Below are 15,513 nucleotides of genomic sequence, written 5' to 3'. Positions count from 1 at the left end.
CCGCCACCTTCGACGTTTGGACCTGACATGACCCTCTCCGCAGCATCTGCCACCGCCACGGCGGCCTTCACCGTGACCCGCAACCCGTCCGCCGTTCCGCCGGCCCGCCGCACGGAGCTGCTGCGCGACCCGTCGTTCGGGACCGTGTTCACCGACCACATGGTCGGCATCTCGTGGTCCTCCACCGAGGGCTGGCACGACGCACGGGTCGAGCCCTACGGACCGCTCTCGCTCGACCCGGCCGCGGCCGTGCTGCATTACGGGCAGGAGATCTTCGAGGGCATCAAGGCCTACCGGCACGCGGACGGATCGGTGCACACGTTCCGGCCCGACCAGAACGGCCGGCGGCTCGAGCGCAAGCGCGCGGCGGCTGGCACTGCCCGAGCTGCCGGTCGACACCTTCGTGCAGTCGCTGCGCGAGCTGATCGCGGTCGACGGGGACTGGGTGCCCGGCGGCGAGGATCAGAGCCTGTACCTGCGGCCGTTCATGTTCGCCTCCGAGGCGTTCCTGGGCGTGCGTCCGGCGCGCGAGGTGTCGTTCCGCGTCATCGCCAGCCCGGTGGGCGCCTACTTCAAGGGCGGCGCGAAGCCGGTCTCGATCTGGCTCAGCGAGGACTATGCACGTGCCGGCCGCGGCGGCACCGGGGCGGCCAAGACCGGCGGCAACTATGCGGCGAGCCTCCTGCCCCAGGCCGAGGCGGCCGACCAGGGCTGCGACCAGGTCGTGTTCCTGGACCAGGACCGCAACGTCGAGGAGCTCGGCGGCATGAACGTGGTGTTCGTGCGGAAGGACGGGACGCTGGTCACCCCGGCCTCCGACTCGATCCTGGAGGGCATCACCCGTGAGTCCCTGCTCCAGCTGGCCCGGGATCGCGGCCACGAGGTGCAGCGAGCGGCCGGTCTCGCTCGACGAGTGGCGGCAGGGCGTGGCATCCGGCGAGATCGTGGAGGTCTTCGCCTGCGGCACCGCCGCCGTGGTCGCGCCGATCGGCACCCTGAAGGGCCACGACTTCGTGGACCCGCAGCCCACCGGCGACCTGGCCACGTCGCTGCGCGAAGAGCTCACCGACATCCAGTACGGACGTCGCGCGGACACGCACGACTGGCTCGTGCGGCTCGACGCCTGAGGGAGCGGCACGACTAGGCTGATGCGGTGAGAATCGCGCGGTTCAGCCACCAGGGCTCCATCAAGTACGGCATCGTCGACGAGACCGACCTGGTCGTCCTCGCGGGCGACCCGATGTTCGCCGGACTCGACACCACCGGTGACCGGGTCCCGCTGGCGGACGTCGCCCTGCTGGCGCCGGTCATCCCGCGCTCCAAGGTGGTGGCGGTCGCCCGCAACTACCGCGACCACGCGGCGGAGCTGGGCAACGAGGTCGCCGAGGCGCCCATGCTGTTCCTCAAGCCGAACACCTCCGTGATCGGGCCGGGCGACGCGATCGTGCTGCCGCCGCAGTCCCAGCGGGTCGACTTCGAGGGCGAGCTGGCGGTGGTGATCGGCAAGATCGCCAAGAACGTTCCGGCCGAGCGGGCGCTGGAGTACGTGTTCGGCTACACCATCGCCAACGACGTCACCGCGCGCGATCTGCAGCGCAACGACGGGCAGTGGTCGCGGGCCAAGGGCTTCGACACCTTCTGCCCGCTCGGTCCCGCGGTCGAGACCGAGTTCGATCCGGCCGGCGACGCCGTGATCACCACCCGGGTCGACGGCGAGGTGCGCCAGCAGGGACCGATCTCGGACATGGTGCACTCGGTGCCCGACATCATCGCCTACGCCTCGGCCGCGTTCACCCTGCTGCCCGGCGACGTGCTGCTGACCGGCACCCCGGCCGGGGTGGGGCCGTTCACCGCCGGGCAGAGCGTCGAGGTCGAGATCACCGGTCTCGGGATCCTGCGCAACCCCGCCCGCGCCGCGTGACGACATCCATCGCAGTGCTGCCCGATCCCGCGCAGCTGGGCCGCATCCAGCGGCGAACCGTGTGGGTCCTCTCGCTCGGACAGATCCTGGGCGGACTCGCGTTCGGCGCCACGGTGTCGCTGGGCGCGGTGCTGGCCGCCGATCTCTCCGGCGACGAGGCGTTCTCCGGCTGGGCGACGGCGTCGGTGACGCTGGGCACCGCCCTCACCGCGGTGCCGCTGGCCGCCCTCGCCCGTCGCGGCGGGCGGCGGCCGTCACTGGCGACCGGGATGCTGGTGGCCATCATCGGCGTCGCCCTCGTCGTGGTCGCGACCGGCGCGCGCAGCTTCCCGCTGCTGATCGCCGGCTTCGCACTGGTCGGCGCCGGCCAGGCGGCGAATCTGCAGTCGCGCTTCGCCGCGGCCGACCTGGCCACCGACAGCTCGCGCGGACGCGATCTGTCCATCGTCGTGTGGGCGACCACGATCGGCGCCGTGCTCGGCCCGAACCTCGTGGGACCGGGCGAGGTCATCGGCGATGCGCTCGGGATGCCGACGCTGACCGGACCGTACCTGTTCACGATCGTCGCCCAGGCGATGGGCATCGCGCTGTACCTGCTGGCGCTGCGACCGGACCCGCTGCGACTGGCGATGCGGATCACGGCGCATCATTCGGCGGCCGGCACCCGCGTCGCCCATGCCGACCGCCCGGTGCCCGCCCGCTATGCGATGCTGGCGATCGCGGGCGCCCACGGCGTCATGGTGTCGGTGATGGCGATGACCCCGGTCCACCTCATCCACGCGGGCGCGACCCTGGAGATCATCGGCCTGACCATCAGCCTGCACATCGCCGGGATGTATGCGCTCTCACCGGTGTTCGGCATCCTCGCCGACCGCATCGGGCGGGTCCCGACCGTGCCTGCTGGGACAGGCCCTGCTGGTCGCCTCGCTGGTCACGGCGGCGCTCGGGCAGACCTCGACTCCGGCGGTCACGGTGGCGCTGGTCCTGCTCGGTCTCGGCTGGAGCGCGACCACGGTCTCCGGTGCGGCGCTGCTGACCGAGGCATCCGCCGAAGACCGTCGCACCCGCCGGCAGGGGCGCAACGACTTCCTGATGAGTCTGGTCGGCGCGGTCGGCGCGGTCCTTGCCGGCGTGCTGCTGTCCTGGATCGGGTACGGGGGGCTCGCGCTGTGCGCGCTGGTGATCGTCGCCGTGGTGGCGGGTCTGTCACCGCTCGGGCGACGCACCCGGGCGAACTAGGCTGGAGGGCGTGTCTTCCGCGCCCCACCCCCTGACCACGACCGCCGCCGGACCCGACGTGCGCGTCCGCTTCTGCCCCTCGCCGACCGGCCTGCCGCACGTCGGCATGGTGCGTACGGCGCTCTACAACTGGGCATACGCGCGACACACCGGCGGCACGCTGATCTTCCGGGTGGAGGACACGGATGCTGCCCGCGACAGCGAGGAGAGCTATCGCCAGCTCGTCGACGCGCTGACCTGGCTGCGCATCGACTGGGACGAGGGGGTCGAGAAGGGCGGTCCGCACGGACCGTACCGGCAGTCGCAGCGCACCGGGATCTACGCCGACGTGCTGGAGCGGCTGGTCGCGGCCGGGCGGGTCTACGAGAGCTACTCGACCGCCGCCGAGATCGATGCCCGGAACGCGGCGAACGGACGAGCCGCACAGCTCGGCTACGACAACTTCGACCGCGAGCTGACCGACGAGCAGAAGGCGGCGTTCCGCGCCGAGGGACGGGAACCGGCCTGGCGCGTCCGCGTGCCCGACGAGGACCTGACCTACGTCGACCTGATCCGCGGCGAGGTGACCTTCCCCGCCGGGTCGTTCCCCGACTTCGTCATCGTGCGCGCCGGCGGCAAGGCGCTCTATCCGTTCACGAACCCGGTGGACGACGCCCTGATGGGCATCACGCACGTCATCCGCGGCGAGGACATCATGCCCTCCACGGCGCGGCAGCTGGTCCTGTACGACGCGCTCATCGCCGCCGGCATCGCCACCTTCATGCCCCGGTTCGGTCACATGCCGCTCGTGCTCGGCGCGACCGGCAACAAGAAGCTGTCCAAGCGCGATCCGCAAGCCGACCTGTTCTTGCAGCGCGAGAAGGGCTTCATCCACGAGGGCCTGCTGAACTACCTGGCGCTGCTCGGCTGGTCGATCGGACCCGACCGCGATGTGTTCTCGCTGGCCGAGTTCACCGCCGCCTTCGACATCGTCGACGTCAACCCGAACCCGGCCCGCTTCGATCAGAAGAAGGCCGAGGCGATCAACGGCGACCACATCCGGATGCTGGAGCCGTCCGACTTCGCGACGCGCATCGTGCCCTACCTGCGTGCCGCCGGTCTCGTCGGCGAGGACGTCACGCCGGAGCAGCAGCGGCTGATCACCGCGGTGGCCCCGCTCGTGCAGGAGCGGGTGCAGCTGCTGGGCGAGGTGCCGGCCCTGGTCGGGTTCCTCTTCACCGACGACGTCGAGTACGCCGACGACGCGATGAAGGGCCTCGGCGAGAACGCGGGGGAAGTGCTGGTGGCGTCGGTGAACGCCGTGCAGGACATCCCGCGGGCCGACTTCGCCGCCGCCGCGATCCAGCAGGCGCTGTCGGTCGCGCTCGTGGACGAGCTCGGTCTGAAGCCGCGCCTGGCCTATGGTCCGCTGCGGGTGGCGGTGACCGGGCGACGCGTCTCGCCGCCGCTGTTCGAGTCGATGGAGCTGCTCGGCAAGGACGAGACCCTGCGCCGCCTGGGACTGCTCGTCGCGCGACTCGCCCGGTGACCGCTCGGTTTGTCCGCAGCCGGACCGTCGTCTAGACTTGATCCTCGGCACGACTTCGGTCGAAGCCCCTTGGGGTATGGTGTAATTGGCAACACAGCGGTTTCTGGTACCGCCATTCTTGGTTCGAGTCCAGGTACCCCAGCGCTCAGAGAAACCCCCGCTCCGGCGGGGGTTTTCTCATTCCGCCGGACGCGGCCCGTGGCGCGGATGCGGGCCGGACGCGTACTAGCCTGGGCTCATGCTGTTCGGCCGAATCCGTCCCGTCGAGGTCCGCGAGATCACTGTGGAGGCCGACGGCATCGACGCCGCCCGGGCGCAGGTGGACGCCCAGGTGCCGCCGGGCTGGGCGCTCACGGATGCCGCGGCCACGATGGCGAAGGCCTCCGTCCTGATCATCCTGCGCGCGAAGATGGCGCGCCGGGACGGGGTCGACGACATCCAGGCCGCCGACATGGCCACGCTGCGGTCGCAGGTCCCCGAGGGATGGCAGCTGGTCAGCGTGCGCGAAGCCTGAGCGCGCTCAGTCGGGTGCGCAGTCGTACAGCCCCGACGCGTCCTCGGTCGTGGCACTCGTGCAGTGCGATTCTACCCAGGTCAGGATCTGACCCGAGGTGGTCGTGCCGCTGCCGCCGAAGCCGCCGCCGCGTCCCGAGGTGAGGACATAGCGGATGTCGCCGGCTTGCACCATCGCGGTGAAGGCGGTCGCGGTGGGCACCGGGTCGTTGCCGCTGAAGCCGCCGACCGGCAGGATCGCGGCGCCCCCGGACGCGATGATCAGCGGGGCCGCGGCCTGCGCGCCGAACACCGTCAGCAGATAGCGGGAGTCGCCGGCGTTCTGCTTCAGGAAGGAGAGCAGCCGCGCGTCATCCGTGCCTCCCGTCAGCGCGCCCCCGAACCGTCCCCCGTCGCGTCGCGCGCCGAACGCGGCGAACCCGCGCGCACGCGCGGACGTGGTGACGGGGATGTCGCTGACGCCCCCGGCGACCGGATTGGTCGAGCTGGGATCGGCGATCGTGACCGCCGACCAGACCGTCGGGGTCAGCAGCATCCCGACCAGCGCCAGCGACGCCGTCATCCACCGCATCCGTCCCCGCTTGCGGGTCAGGAGCGCGATCAGCAGGACGGCGGCGCCGCCGAGGACCGCCTGCGCGACGGCCACCGGCACCGAGTAGCCGCGGTAGATCGTGGCGATCACCGGTGCGGTGCCGGCCGCGACGGCCACCAGCGCGATCTGCGGCCCGCGCCGCCCGCGCTGGTGGGCACGACCGAACGCGACGCCGATGGCCAGTCCCATCGGGACGGCGAGGGCCGCCGTGTAGAACTGGTGCATCCCGGCGACCGCGGAGAACATCACGGCGAAGGTGAGGATCCACACCCCCAGCAGGACCCACACCGCAGCCCGGACGCGCAGGGCGATCAGCAGGGCCAGGGCCGCCAGCGCGGTGGGGATGAGCCAGCCGATCTGACCGGCCAGCTGGTCGTTGAACAGGCGGAGCGCGCCGGCATCGCCCGAGAACGGGGGAGTGAACGAGTTGTAAGCGTCGGCATCCGAGGTGGCCTGCCCGAACCGGCCCAGGCCGTTGTACCCGAACACCATCTCCCAGGGCGAGTCGTGCAGCGTGCTGCCGACATACGGGCGGCTGCCGGACGGGATCAGCGCGACCGTCGCGATCCACGCCACCGACAGGGCGACGCTGAGGGCGCCGGCGACAGCGAGGTGCCACACCCGACGCCACCAGCGCTGTCGGGTGCACAGATAGGCCGCCGCGAGGGCCGGCCACACGGCCCACGCCTCCAGCATGTAGCACTGGAACGCGGCGGCGATGAAGACGCCGGCCAGCACGAGCCAGCGCAGCCGGGCGCCCTCGATCGCGCGCATCCCCGCCCATGCGGCCAGGGCCAGGCCGAGCACGAAGAACGACTCGGGCTGATTGGAGCGCGACACCGCCACGAGGATCGGCGTCGTGGCCACCACGGCTCCGGCGACCACACCCCCGACCGACCCCGCGATCCGCTTGGCGGTGACGGCCACCAGCAGCGTCGCGGCGACAGCCGCCAGCGCATTGGGCAGGACGACGGTGAAGGTGGAGAAGCCGAACGCCTTCACGAACAGCGCCGGGATCCAGTACGACCCCGGGATCTTGTCCAGGGTCACCGTGCCGGCCGGATCGAACGCGCCGAAGAAGAAGTTCGACCAGTTCTGACTCATCGACACCGCGATGGCCGCGTAGTAGTCCGACCGCGACCCGGCCCACGACCCCCAGATCGTCAGGATGCCGCTGACCACGCCGAGCGTCGCCAGCGCTTGCGCCCAGGGCGTCGGCCGGCGGATGCGCGCCCACGTCCGGGGTGCGGAGGGCGTCAGGGGCGCGGCGGGGGAGAGGGCGGCCATGAGCAGGACGCTAGGCGGTCGGGGACAGCGCCGGCCCAGGGGGCGCTATGAAGCGACTGTGTGGGCCAGAATCGACGTATGGCCACTGACGTCCCGCTGTCCCCGTCGCTCGCCGCCGAACTGGCTGCCCTGCGGCGACGCGCATATGCGCCGGGCGGGGACATCGCGGCGGACACCCGCGCGGCGGCGCGGCTGGCCACGCTCGAGGGCATGGCCCGCGAGGCGGGCGCCGTGCGTGTGCTCGCCCCGGACGGGCGCACCGCGCAGGAGGCGCCGCTCTCCGCGGCGGGGGAGGATGCCGCGCCCGCAGCTCGTTCCCGGACGACGCCGACCGCACCTCGGGTGCGGGCCGCGGCATCCGAGGCGCCGGGGCCGGGGCCGGCGCGCCTGTCGCCGGCCGCACGCGGCGGGGTCCTCGGCGCGATCGGGCTCGTCGCCGCGGTGCTGGTGAGCCTGTGGGCCGGCGGGGCGACCGGGGTGCTGCCGGCGCAGAGCGGACTCTCCGGGCCCGACGCGGTGCTCACGATGTCGCCGCGGCTGCTGGCCGACGTCGACCGGAACGATCAGGCCCGCTCGCTGATGGACATCTGGGACATGGACCCGAAGACGCTGACCGTGAGTGAGACGTTCCAGGGAATGCGCGCCTGGGCGGTGCGGACGACGGACGGGCGGAACTGCATGTTCGTGGTCGCGGACCGGGTGCCGGAGGGTGGGGACTACCTGCCGATCCTGGCCGCGGGGTGCGCGCCGCGGGGGCAGGATGCGGTGGCGGACTTCTCCCCGATGGCGATGCTCGCCGACGCCGACGCTGACGCCGAGCGCACGCCGACGAGATGGGTGCGGATGTCCGTCCACGGCGAGACCGTCGGGGTGTGGCTGACCGGGGACTTCCCGGATGCCCGGAGCTGATCAGATGTCGACGGCGTCGCCCGGCTCGAGCGCGAGGAACTCGCCGTCGCCCTGCTCGACCGCCCACTTCAGCCGCTGCCGGCCCGCCTCGCGGCCGATCACCGACAGGGTCATATCGTGCGTTCCGAAGGCCCGGCGCGGCGCGACGGCCAGGACGAAGTCCATCGCCTCGCCGATCTTCAGCCACGGGGCGCCCACCGGCGCCGCCAGCAGCGCGACTTCGTGCCCCTTCGGGACGGTGTAGGAGTCGCCGGGGTAGTAGAACCGGTCATCCACCAGCACTCCCACGTTGTCGACCACCGGGATCGTCTCGTGGATCACCGCGTGCCGGCCGCCGAAGAACTCCAGCGTGAAGGGCGCGATCGACACGGTGTCGCCCGGGGCCACCACGGTGATGTCGTACCCGGCAGCGACGGCCGCCACCCCTGCGGGCGCATAGATCGGGACCCCGCCACTGTCCCGGAGGATCCGGTCGAGGTGCTCCGGCGTCCAGTGGTCCGGATGCTCGTGGGTGAGCACGATCGCGACGACGTGTCCGAGGTCGGTCAGAGGGCTGGTGAAGGTGCCGGGATCGATGACGAGGGCCTTGCCCTCGGCCTCGATCAGGAGGGCGGCGTGTTCGTGCTTGGTCACTCGCATACCTGCAGTCAACTCCCCGCGCGCGGGCCCGGCAAGCGGTGCCGAGCCGATTTTGCCGGGGTGCGCGGCCATGGCATAATTGAACGGTTGCCTGACGGCCCCATCGTATAGCGGCCTAGTACCTCGCCCTCTCACGGCGGTAACGCGGGTTCGAATCCCGCTGGGGTCACCAACACCGAACGAGCCTCTTCCTTCTGGAAGGGGCTCGTTCGTCGTCGGGCCGAGGTCCGGGCGGGCGCCGACATCCGGCTAGACTGGTCGAGCGAGAGGGAGTATCCCGTACATCGCGCGTTCGTCATCACGGAGCCCGTCGGAGGGCTTCCGGACGCGCACCGCCGTCGGCGGGGGAGAGACTTTCGACTCATCGTCGAACTCCCGAAGGGCCCCCATGGATTTCGTGATCCCCGTCTGGTTCGAGGTCACCGCGCTCATCGTGCTGGTGCTGATCCTGGCCGCCGACCTGCTGATCATCCTCAAGCGTCCGCACATCCCGTCGATGCGGGAGGCATCGCTGTGGGTGGCGTTCTACGTCGCCCTCGCGCTGATCTTCGCCGTCATCATGTTCGCCGTCACCGGCAGCTCGGATGCCGCGGGCCAGTTCGTCGCCGGCTGGCTCACCGAGTACAGCCTGTCCATCGACAACCTGTTCGTGTTCGTCCTGCTGATGAGCCAGTTCGCCGTGCCGCGGCGCTACCAGCAGGAGGTGCTGATGGTGGGCATCATCATCGCCCTCGTGCTGCGGGGCGTCTTCATCCTCCTCGGCGCCGCACTGATCGAGAACTTCAGCTGGATCTTCTACGTCTTCGGCCTGTTCCTGGTCTACACCGCCTGGCGCCAGGCGTTCCCGGGCAAGGACGAGGGCGACGCCGAGACCGAGACCGGCATCGTGCGGTTCCTGCGGCGGTTCATCAACATCAGCGACCACTACGACGGTTCCAAGCTGCGCACCACCGTGGGCGGCGTGCGCACCTGGACGCCGATGATCCTGGTCTTCGTCGCCATCGGAGTGACCGACCTGATCTTCGCCATCGACTCCATTCCAGCCATCTTCGGGATCACCCACCACGCGTTCATCGTGTTCACCGCGAACATCTTCGCGCTGATGGGTCTGCGCCAGCTGTACTTCCTGCTCGGCGGGCTCCTGGACCGGCTTGCGCTATCTGCACTACGGCATCGCGTTCATCCTCGCCTTCATCGGCGTCAAGCTGTTCGCGCACGCCCTGCACGTGAACGAGCTGCCGTTCATCAACGGCGGGCAGCCGGTGGATTGGGCCCCGGAGATCTCCACCGTGACCTCCCTGCTGGTCATCGTGGTGGCCATGGCGGTGGCGACGCTGGCCAGCCTCATCTCGGCGCGTCGCGAGAAGAAGGCCGTGGCGCCGGCGGCCGACGATGGTCCCGTCGGGGGCGACCACCGGTGACGCGGTGGTATTCTGGGCACGTGCGGATCGCTCGACTTCTGCTTAGCGGCCGCGACGAGTCCTAGTTCTCAGGCCTTCCTCGTCGCGGAGTTCGTCGCGGGCTTGATCCCTTTCCCCGAGGAGAACGACAGAACATGAGCACCCCTGCGTCCACCGTCCCCCAGCATCCGCGCACCCTGGCCGAGAAGGTGTGGGACGACCACGTCGTCGTCCGCGGCGAGGACGGAAGCCCGGACCTCATCTACATCGACCTGCACCTGGTGCACGAGGTCACCAGCCCCCAGGCCTTCGACGGTCTGCGCGCCGAAGGCCGCGGCGTGCGCCGCCTCGACCTGACGATCGCCACCGAAGACCACAACACCCCGACGCTGGACATCGACAAGCCCATCGCAGACATCACCAGCCGCACCCAGATCGAGACGCTTGCGCCGCAACGCCGCCGAGTTCGGCGTCCGGCTGCATTCGCTCGGCGACAGGGAACAGGGAATCGTGCACGTCGTCGGGCCGCAGCTGGGTCTGACCATGCCGGGCATCACCGTGGTCTGCGGCGACAGCCACACCTCCACGCACGGCGCATTCGGCGCGATGGCGTTCGGGATCGGCACCAGCGAGGTCGAGCACGTCCTGGCGACCCAGACGCTGCCCTGAAGCCGTTCAAGACCATGGCCATCACGGTCGAGGGCGAACTGCAAGCCGGGCGTCACCGCGAAGGACATCATCCTCGCCGTGATCGCCAAGATCGGCACCAACGGCGGCCAGGGCTACGTCCTGGAATACCGGGCAGCGCCATCCGGTCGCTGTCGATGGAAGGCCGGATGACGATCTGCAACATGTCGATCGAGGCCGGCGCGCGGGCCGGCATGGTGGCCCCGGACGAGACCACGTTCGCCTACCTGGAGGGGCGCCCGCACGCCCCGAAGGGCGCCGACTGGGACGAGGCCGTCGCCTACTGGCGCACGCTGCCCTCGGATGAGGGCGCTGTGTACGACGCCGAGGTGTACCTGGACGCGAGCGAGCTCGAGCCGTTCGTGACCTGGGGCACCAATCCCGGCCAGGGCGTGTCGCTGAGCGACGTCATCCCGTCGCCCGAGCAGTTCGCCGACCCCAACGAGCGGGCGGCCGCCGAACGCGCGCTGACCTACATGGACCTGCAGCCGGGCACCCGGCTGAAGGATGTGCCGGTCGATGCGGTGTTCATGGGGTCGTGCACCAACAGTCGGATCGAGGATCTGCGCGCGTTCGCGTCGATCATCCAGGGGCATACCAAGGCGGACGGCGTCCGCGTGATGGTGGTCCCGGGTTCGGCGCGCGTGCGACTGGAGGCCGAAGCCGAGGGGATCGACAAGATCGTCGAGGAGTTCGGCGCCGAGTGGCGATTCGCCGGATGCTCGATGTGCCTGGGCATGAACCCCGACCAGCTCGCGCCCGGCGAGCGCTTGCGCGTCGACCTCGAACCGCAACTTCGAGGGGCGCCAGGGCAAGGGCGGGCGCACGCACCTGGTGTCGCCGCTGGTCGCGGCAACCACCGCGATCCGCGGCACGCTGTCCAGCCCCAGCGATCTGGAGACCGCGACGGTCGGAGCGGAGGCCTGAGATGGACAAGTTCACCACGCACACCGGGATCGCGGCGCCGCTGAAGCGCTCGGCCGTCGACACCGATCAGATCATCCCCGCCGTCTACCTCAAGCGCGTCACCAAGACCGGATTCGAGGACGCCCTGTTCGCCAGCTGGCGTCAGGACCCCGGATTCGTGCTCAACCAGGAGCCGTATCGGAACGCCTCGGTGCTGGTGGCCGGCCCGGACTTCGGCACCGGATCCAGCCGCGAACACGCCGTCTGGGCGCTGCGCGACTACGGCTTCCAGGTGGTCCTGAGTCCCCGTTTCGCCGACATCTTCCGCGGCAACGCCGGCAAGCAGGGCCTGGTCACCGGGGTGATCTCCGAGGCGGACGCCGAGCGGTTCTGGCGCGCGATCGAAGCCCAGCCCGGCGTCCGGATGACGGTCGACCTGCAGGCGCGCACGGCGACACTGGGCGACATCCAGGTGCCGTTCGAGATCGATGATTACACTAGGTGGCGGCTTCTGGAGGGCCTCGATGACATCGGGCTCACCCTCCGCAGCGAAGACAGAATCGCCGCTTACGAGGCGCGTCGGGCGAGCTGGCGACCGCGCACCCTCCCGGTGCCGACGCCATCTGCCGAATGATTCCCACACTGTGAGGCAACACCGCATGACACTCCTGAACGGCTTGACATCCACCGGCGGCCGGATGGGAGGGTCGGGTGAGACGCTGGCGATCCGCGGCGGCCACCCGCTGCGGGGACGCGTCGACGTGAAGGGCGCCAAGAACCTGGTGACCAAGGCGATGGTGGCCGCCCTGCTCGGCGAGACGCCCAGCGTCCTGCACGACGTCCCCGACATCAGCGACGTCGCCGTGGTGCGCTCGCTGCTGGAGGTCCACGGCGTGCGGGTCACCGACGGCGAGGACGAGGGCACGATCCATCTCGATCCATCCGACGTGGCCTCCGCCCACATGGAGGAGATCGACGCGCACGCCGGCGCGTCGCGGATCCCGATCCTGTTCTGCGGACCGCTGCCGCACCAGCTCGGACAGGCGTTCATCCCCGACCTCGGCGGCTGCCGCATCGGCGACCGTCCGATCGACTTCCACCTGGACGCGCTGCGCAAGTTCGGTGCGATCGTGGAGAAGCTGCCCGGCGGCATCCGGCTGTCCGCACCGCGCGGGCTGGCCGGGGCCAACATCCACCTGCCCTACCCGAGCGTGGGCGCGACCGAGCAGGTGCTGCTGACCGCCGTGCGCGCGCGCGGGACGACCGAGCTGCGCAACGCCGCGATCGAGCCCGAGATCATGGATCTGATCGCGGTGCTGCAGAAGATGGGCGCCATCATCTCGTACGAGCCGAACCGCGTGATCCTCATCGAGGGCGTCGATCGGCTGGAGGGCTACACCCACCGCGCGGTCTTCGACCGCAACGAGGCCGCGAGCTGGGCCAGCGCCGCGCTGGCCACCGGCGGTGAGATCTTCGTCGGCGGAGCCCGCCAGCCCGAGATGCTGACGTTCCTGAACGTCGTGCGCAAGGTCGGCGGCGACTTCGACATCCGCGAGGACGGCATCCTCTTCCGCCGCGGCGGCGACCTGGGGCCGGTCACGGTCGAGACCGATGTGCACCCCGGGTTCATGACGGACTGGCAGCGAGCCGCTGATCGTCGCCCTCACCCAGGCGCACGGCGAGTCGATCGTGCATGAGACCGTCTACGAGAACCGCTTCGGCTTCACCGACGCCCTGGTGAAGATGGGCGCCGACATCGTCGTGCACCCGCACGGACTGCAGGACGGCCCCCGGCGGGTCCCGCGTCGCAACCTCGAGCAGGCCGCGGTGATAAACGGTCCGACGCCGCTGAGCGGCGCCGACATCACCGTCCCGGATCTGCGCGGCGGCTACAGCCACGTCATCGCGGCCCTGACCGCGACCGGGGAGTCCACGGTCCGCAATGTCGGCATCATCAGCCGCGGATACGAGAAGTTCTTCAGCAAGCTCGCCGCCCTGGGCGCCGACTTCGACATCCTGGAGTGAGCGTGGGGGAGAGCAAGGCGCGACTGCGCGCGTCCAGCGAGAAGACGCGCCCGAGCGTGTTCTGGCTCCTGGCCGCGATCGTCGTGCCCGTCGTGGGGCTGATCGCGAAGATCGAGATCATCGGCGGCGAGAAGCTCCCGCGCGAGGGTGCGTACGTGGTCGCGGTGAACCACCACAGCGAGATCGACCCGCTCATCGTCGCCATCGCCATCTGGCGCCTGGGCCGCGGACCGCGGTTCATGGCCAAGGAGAGCCTGTTCCGCGTGCCCGTCCTCGGCGCGGCGCTGCGCGCGACCGGCATGGTGCCGGTCGCCCGCTCCGCCTCGTCCGCCGGTGCCCGGCAGACCCTGGAGACCTCGCGCGCGCTCGTGGAGCACGGTCGCGGTGTGGTCGTGTACCCCGAGGGCACGCTGACCCGCGATCCGCAGCTGTGGCCGATGCGCGGCAAGAGCGGCGCGGTGCGGCTCGCCCTGGCCGGCGACATCCCCCTCATCCCGATGGCGCAGTGGGGCGCAAGCAGATCCTCCCGCGCTACGGCAGGCTCCGGCTCTGGCCGCCGCGCCGGCACGTGACGGTGATCGTGGGCGACCCGGTCGACCTGAGCGCCTACCGGCAGCAGGCGCATGCGCAGCCGGCGGCACTCGCCCGGGCGACGACCCTCGTGATGGATCGCATCGCCGCCCTGCTGTCGCAGCTGCGCGGCATCCCCGCCCCGCCCGAACGCTGGAATCCGGCCGCCCACGGGCAGAAGGAGACCGGTCGACTTGAGCCCTAGACACGAAGCCGTCACCCGGGTCGCCGTGCTCGGCTCGGGCAGCTGGGGACCACGTTCGCGAAGATCCTCGCCGACGGCGGCGCGCACGTGACGATGTGGGCCCGCCGGCCCGAGATGGCACTGGAGATCCAGGAGGCCAAGCGCAACAGCCGGTACCTGCCCGGCATCAACCTGCCCCGCACGATCTCGGCGACACCCGATCTGGCGACGTCGCTGGACGCCGCGGAGCAGGTGTACGTGTGCGTGCCGAGCCAGTCCGCGCGCGAGATCCTGAAGACCGTGCGCCCCTGGTCGCGCACACCGAGGTGCCGATCGTCTCGCTGATGAAGGGGATCGAGCGGCGCACCGGGCTGCGGATGAGCCAGGTGCTCGAGCAGGTGCTGGGCTGCGACCCGGCGCGCATCGCGGTCGCGTCCGGCCCCAACCTCGCCCTGGAGATCGCCCGCGAGCAGCCGACCGCGGCGGTCGTGGCATCCACCAGCCAGGAGACCGCCGACGCGGTCGCCCGCCGCGCCCGCAACGCGTACTTCCGCACGTTCGTGAACACCGATGTGATCGGCACCGAGTTCGGCGGCGTCCTGAAGAACCTCATCGCGGTGGCCATCGGCATCGTGGACGGGGTCGGCTACGGCGAGAACACGAAGGCGTCGATCATCACCCGCGGACTGGTCGAGATGACCGACTTCGCCGTGGCGCAGGGCGCCCACCCCGAGACCCTGCACGGACTGGCCGGCCTGGGCGACCTGATCGCGACGTGCCAGTCGCCGCTGAGCCGCAACAACACGGCCGGGCGCCTGCTGGGCCAGGGTTACAGCCTGCAGGACGTGGTCAAGCAGATGAACCAGACGGCGGAGGGGCTGGCCTCCGTGGCGCCCGTGCTCCGAGCTCGCGCGGGCCTCGCACGTGGAGATGCCCATCGTGGAGCAGGTCAAGCGCGTGCTGGACGGCGCGATGAACCCGCGCGACATCGCCCCGCACCTGACCACCGACGACGACACACCGAAGGGTGAGAGGACTGAGAATGGACAATCCGGCGGTGGCGGTGCTCTTCGGCGGGCGTTCCAGCGAGCATTCCATCAGCGCCGCGACGGC

The 15,513-nt window shown here is 70.7% G+C and carries 8 protein-coding genes, 2 tRNA genes and 8 pseudogenes; 16 read left to right on the top strand and 2 right to left on the bottom strand.

Annotated elements, in window-relative coordinates; genetic code table 11:
* The first annotated feature begins 27 nt into the window (after positions 1-27).
* The 6 genes and pseudogenes from L2X98_RS01080 (at position 28) to L2X98_RS01055 (ending at position 5,202) form a co-directional block, all read left to right on the top strand.
* Positions 28-1,127, top strand: a pseudogene (locus L2X98_RS01080) (branched-chain amino acid aminotransferase).
* Between the two features lie 26 nt (positions 1,128-1,153).
* Positions 1,154-1,921 (top strand): fumarylacetoacetate hydrolase family protein, encoded by a 768-nt coding sequence (locus tag L2X98_RS01075; protein ID WP_259612063.1) that lies wholly within the window; start codon positions 1,154-1,156, stop codon positions 1,919-1,921.
* A gap of 17 nt (positions 1,922-1,938) precedes the next feature.
* Positions 1,939-3,160: pseudogene (locus tag L2X98_RS01070) on the top strand (MFS transporter).
* Positions 3,161-3,170: 10 nt separating this feature from the next.
* Entirely contained in the window at positions 3,171-4,688 is a 1,518-nt protein-coding gene (gltX, locus tag L2X98_RS01065) for a glutamate--tRNA ligase (protein ID WP_259612062.1), read from the top strand.
* Positions 4,689-4,758: 70 nt separating this feature from the next.
* Positions 4,759-4,830: transfer RNA gene (locus tag L2X98_RS01060), tRNA-Gln, on the top strand.
* 96 nt (positions 4,831-4,926) lie between these two features.
* On the top strand, positions 4,927-5,202 hold the full coding sequence (locus L2X98_RS01055; protein WP_259612061.1) for a hypothetical protein: 276 nt from the start codon (positions 4,927-4,929) through the stop codon (positions 5,200-5,202).
* Between the two features lie 6 nt (positions 5,203-5,208).
* Here L2X98_RS01055 and L2X98_RS01050 read toward each other — a convergent pair whose 3' ends face one another.
* Positions 5,209-7,080, bottom strand: a complete 1,872-nt coding sequence (locus L2X98_RS01050; protein ID WP_259612060.1) for an ArnT family glycosyltransferase — start codon at positions 7,078-7,080, stop codon at positions 5,209-5,211.
* A 78-nt stretch (positions 7,081-7,158) separates the two neighbouring features.
* Between L2X98_RS01050 and L2X98_RS01045 the strand changes: the two genes are divergently transcribed.
* Positions 7,159-7,989: a hypothetical protein gene (locus L2X98_RS01045; protein ID WP_259612059.1), complete on the top strand. Its 831-nt coding sequence runs from the start codon at positions 7,159-7,161 to the stop codon at positions 7,987-7,989.
* Here the strand turns inward: L2X98_RS01045 and L2X98_RS01040 are convergent, their stop codons facing one another.
* Entirely contained in the window at positions 7,990-8,628 is a 639-nt protein-coding gene (locus L2X98_RS01040; protein ID WP_259612058.1) for an MBL fold metallo-hydrolase, read from the bottom strand.
* Between the two features lie 96 nt (positions 8,629-8,724).
* Here L2X98_RS01040 and L2X98_RS01035 point away from each other — a divergent pair.
* The 9 genes and pseudogenes from L2X98_RS01035 to L2X98_RS01005 all read left to right on the top strand — a co-directional run.
* Positions 8,725-8,800 (top strand) — tRNA-Glu (locus tag L2X98_RS01035).
* A gap of 216 nt (positions 8,801-9,016) precedes the next feature.
* Positions 9,017-10,049: pseudogene (locus L2X98_RS01030) on the top strand (TerC family protein).
* 134 nt (positions 10,050-10,183) lie between these two features.
* Positions 10,184-10,405: pseudogene (locus L2X98_RS19645) on the top strand (aconitase family protein); the annotation flags it as partial.
* A 67-nt stretch (positions 10,406-10,472) separates the two neighbouring features.
* Positions 10,473-10,868 (top strand): annotated as a pseudogene (locus L2X98_RS19640) (aconitase family protein).
* Entirely contained in the window at positions 10,853-11,686 is an 834-nt protein-coding gene (locus tag L2X98_RS19635) for an aconitase family protein (protein WP_435526292.1), read from the top strand. The pseudogene L2X98_RS19640 and the gene L2X98_RS19635 overlap by 16 nt, the downstream one beginning before the upstream one ends.
* On the top strand, positions 11,644-12,255 hold the full coding sequence (gene leuD, locus L2X98_RS01020) for a 3-isopropylmalate dehydratase small subunit (RefSeq protein WP_259612057.1): 612 nt from the start codon (positions 11,644-11,646) through the stop codon (positions 12,253-12,255). Before L2X98_RS19635 ends, leuD begins: the two co-directional genes overlap by 43 nt.
* A gap of 64 nt (positions 12,256-12,319) precedes the next feature.
* Positions 12,320-13,646, top strand: a pseudogene (gene murA / locus L2X98_RS01015) (UDP-N-acetylglucosamine 1-carboxyvinyltransferase).
* A gap of 23 nt (positions 13,647-13,669) precedes the next feature.
* Positions 13,670-14,421: pseudogene (locus L2X98_RS01010) on the top strand (lysophospholipid acyltransferase family protein).
* Positions 14,422-14,446: 25 nt separating this feature from the next.
* Positions 14,447-15,513 (top strand): annotated as a pseudogene (locus L2X98_RS01005) (NAD(P)H-dependent glycerol-3-phosphate dehydrogenase); the annotation flags it as partial.

Origin of the sequence: Microbacterium elymi, from assembly GCF_021582895.2 — a bacterium.
Taxonomy (GTDB): Bacteria; Actinomycetota; Actinomycetes; order Actinomycetales; family Microbacteriaceae; genus Microbacterium; species Microbacterium humicola.
The sequence above is the reverse complement of the archived record's forward strand: the minus strand, read 5'-3'. Positions and strand labels throughout refer to the sequence as shown.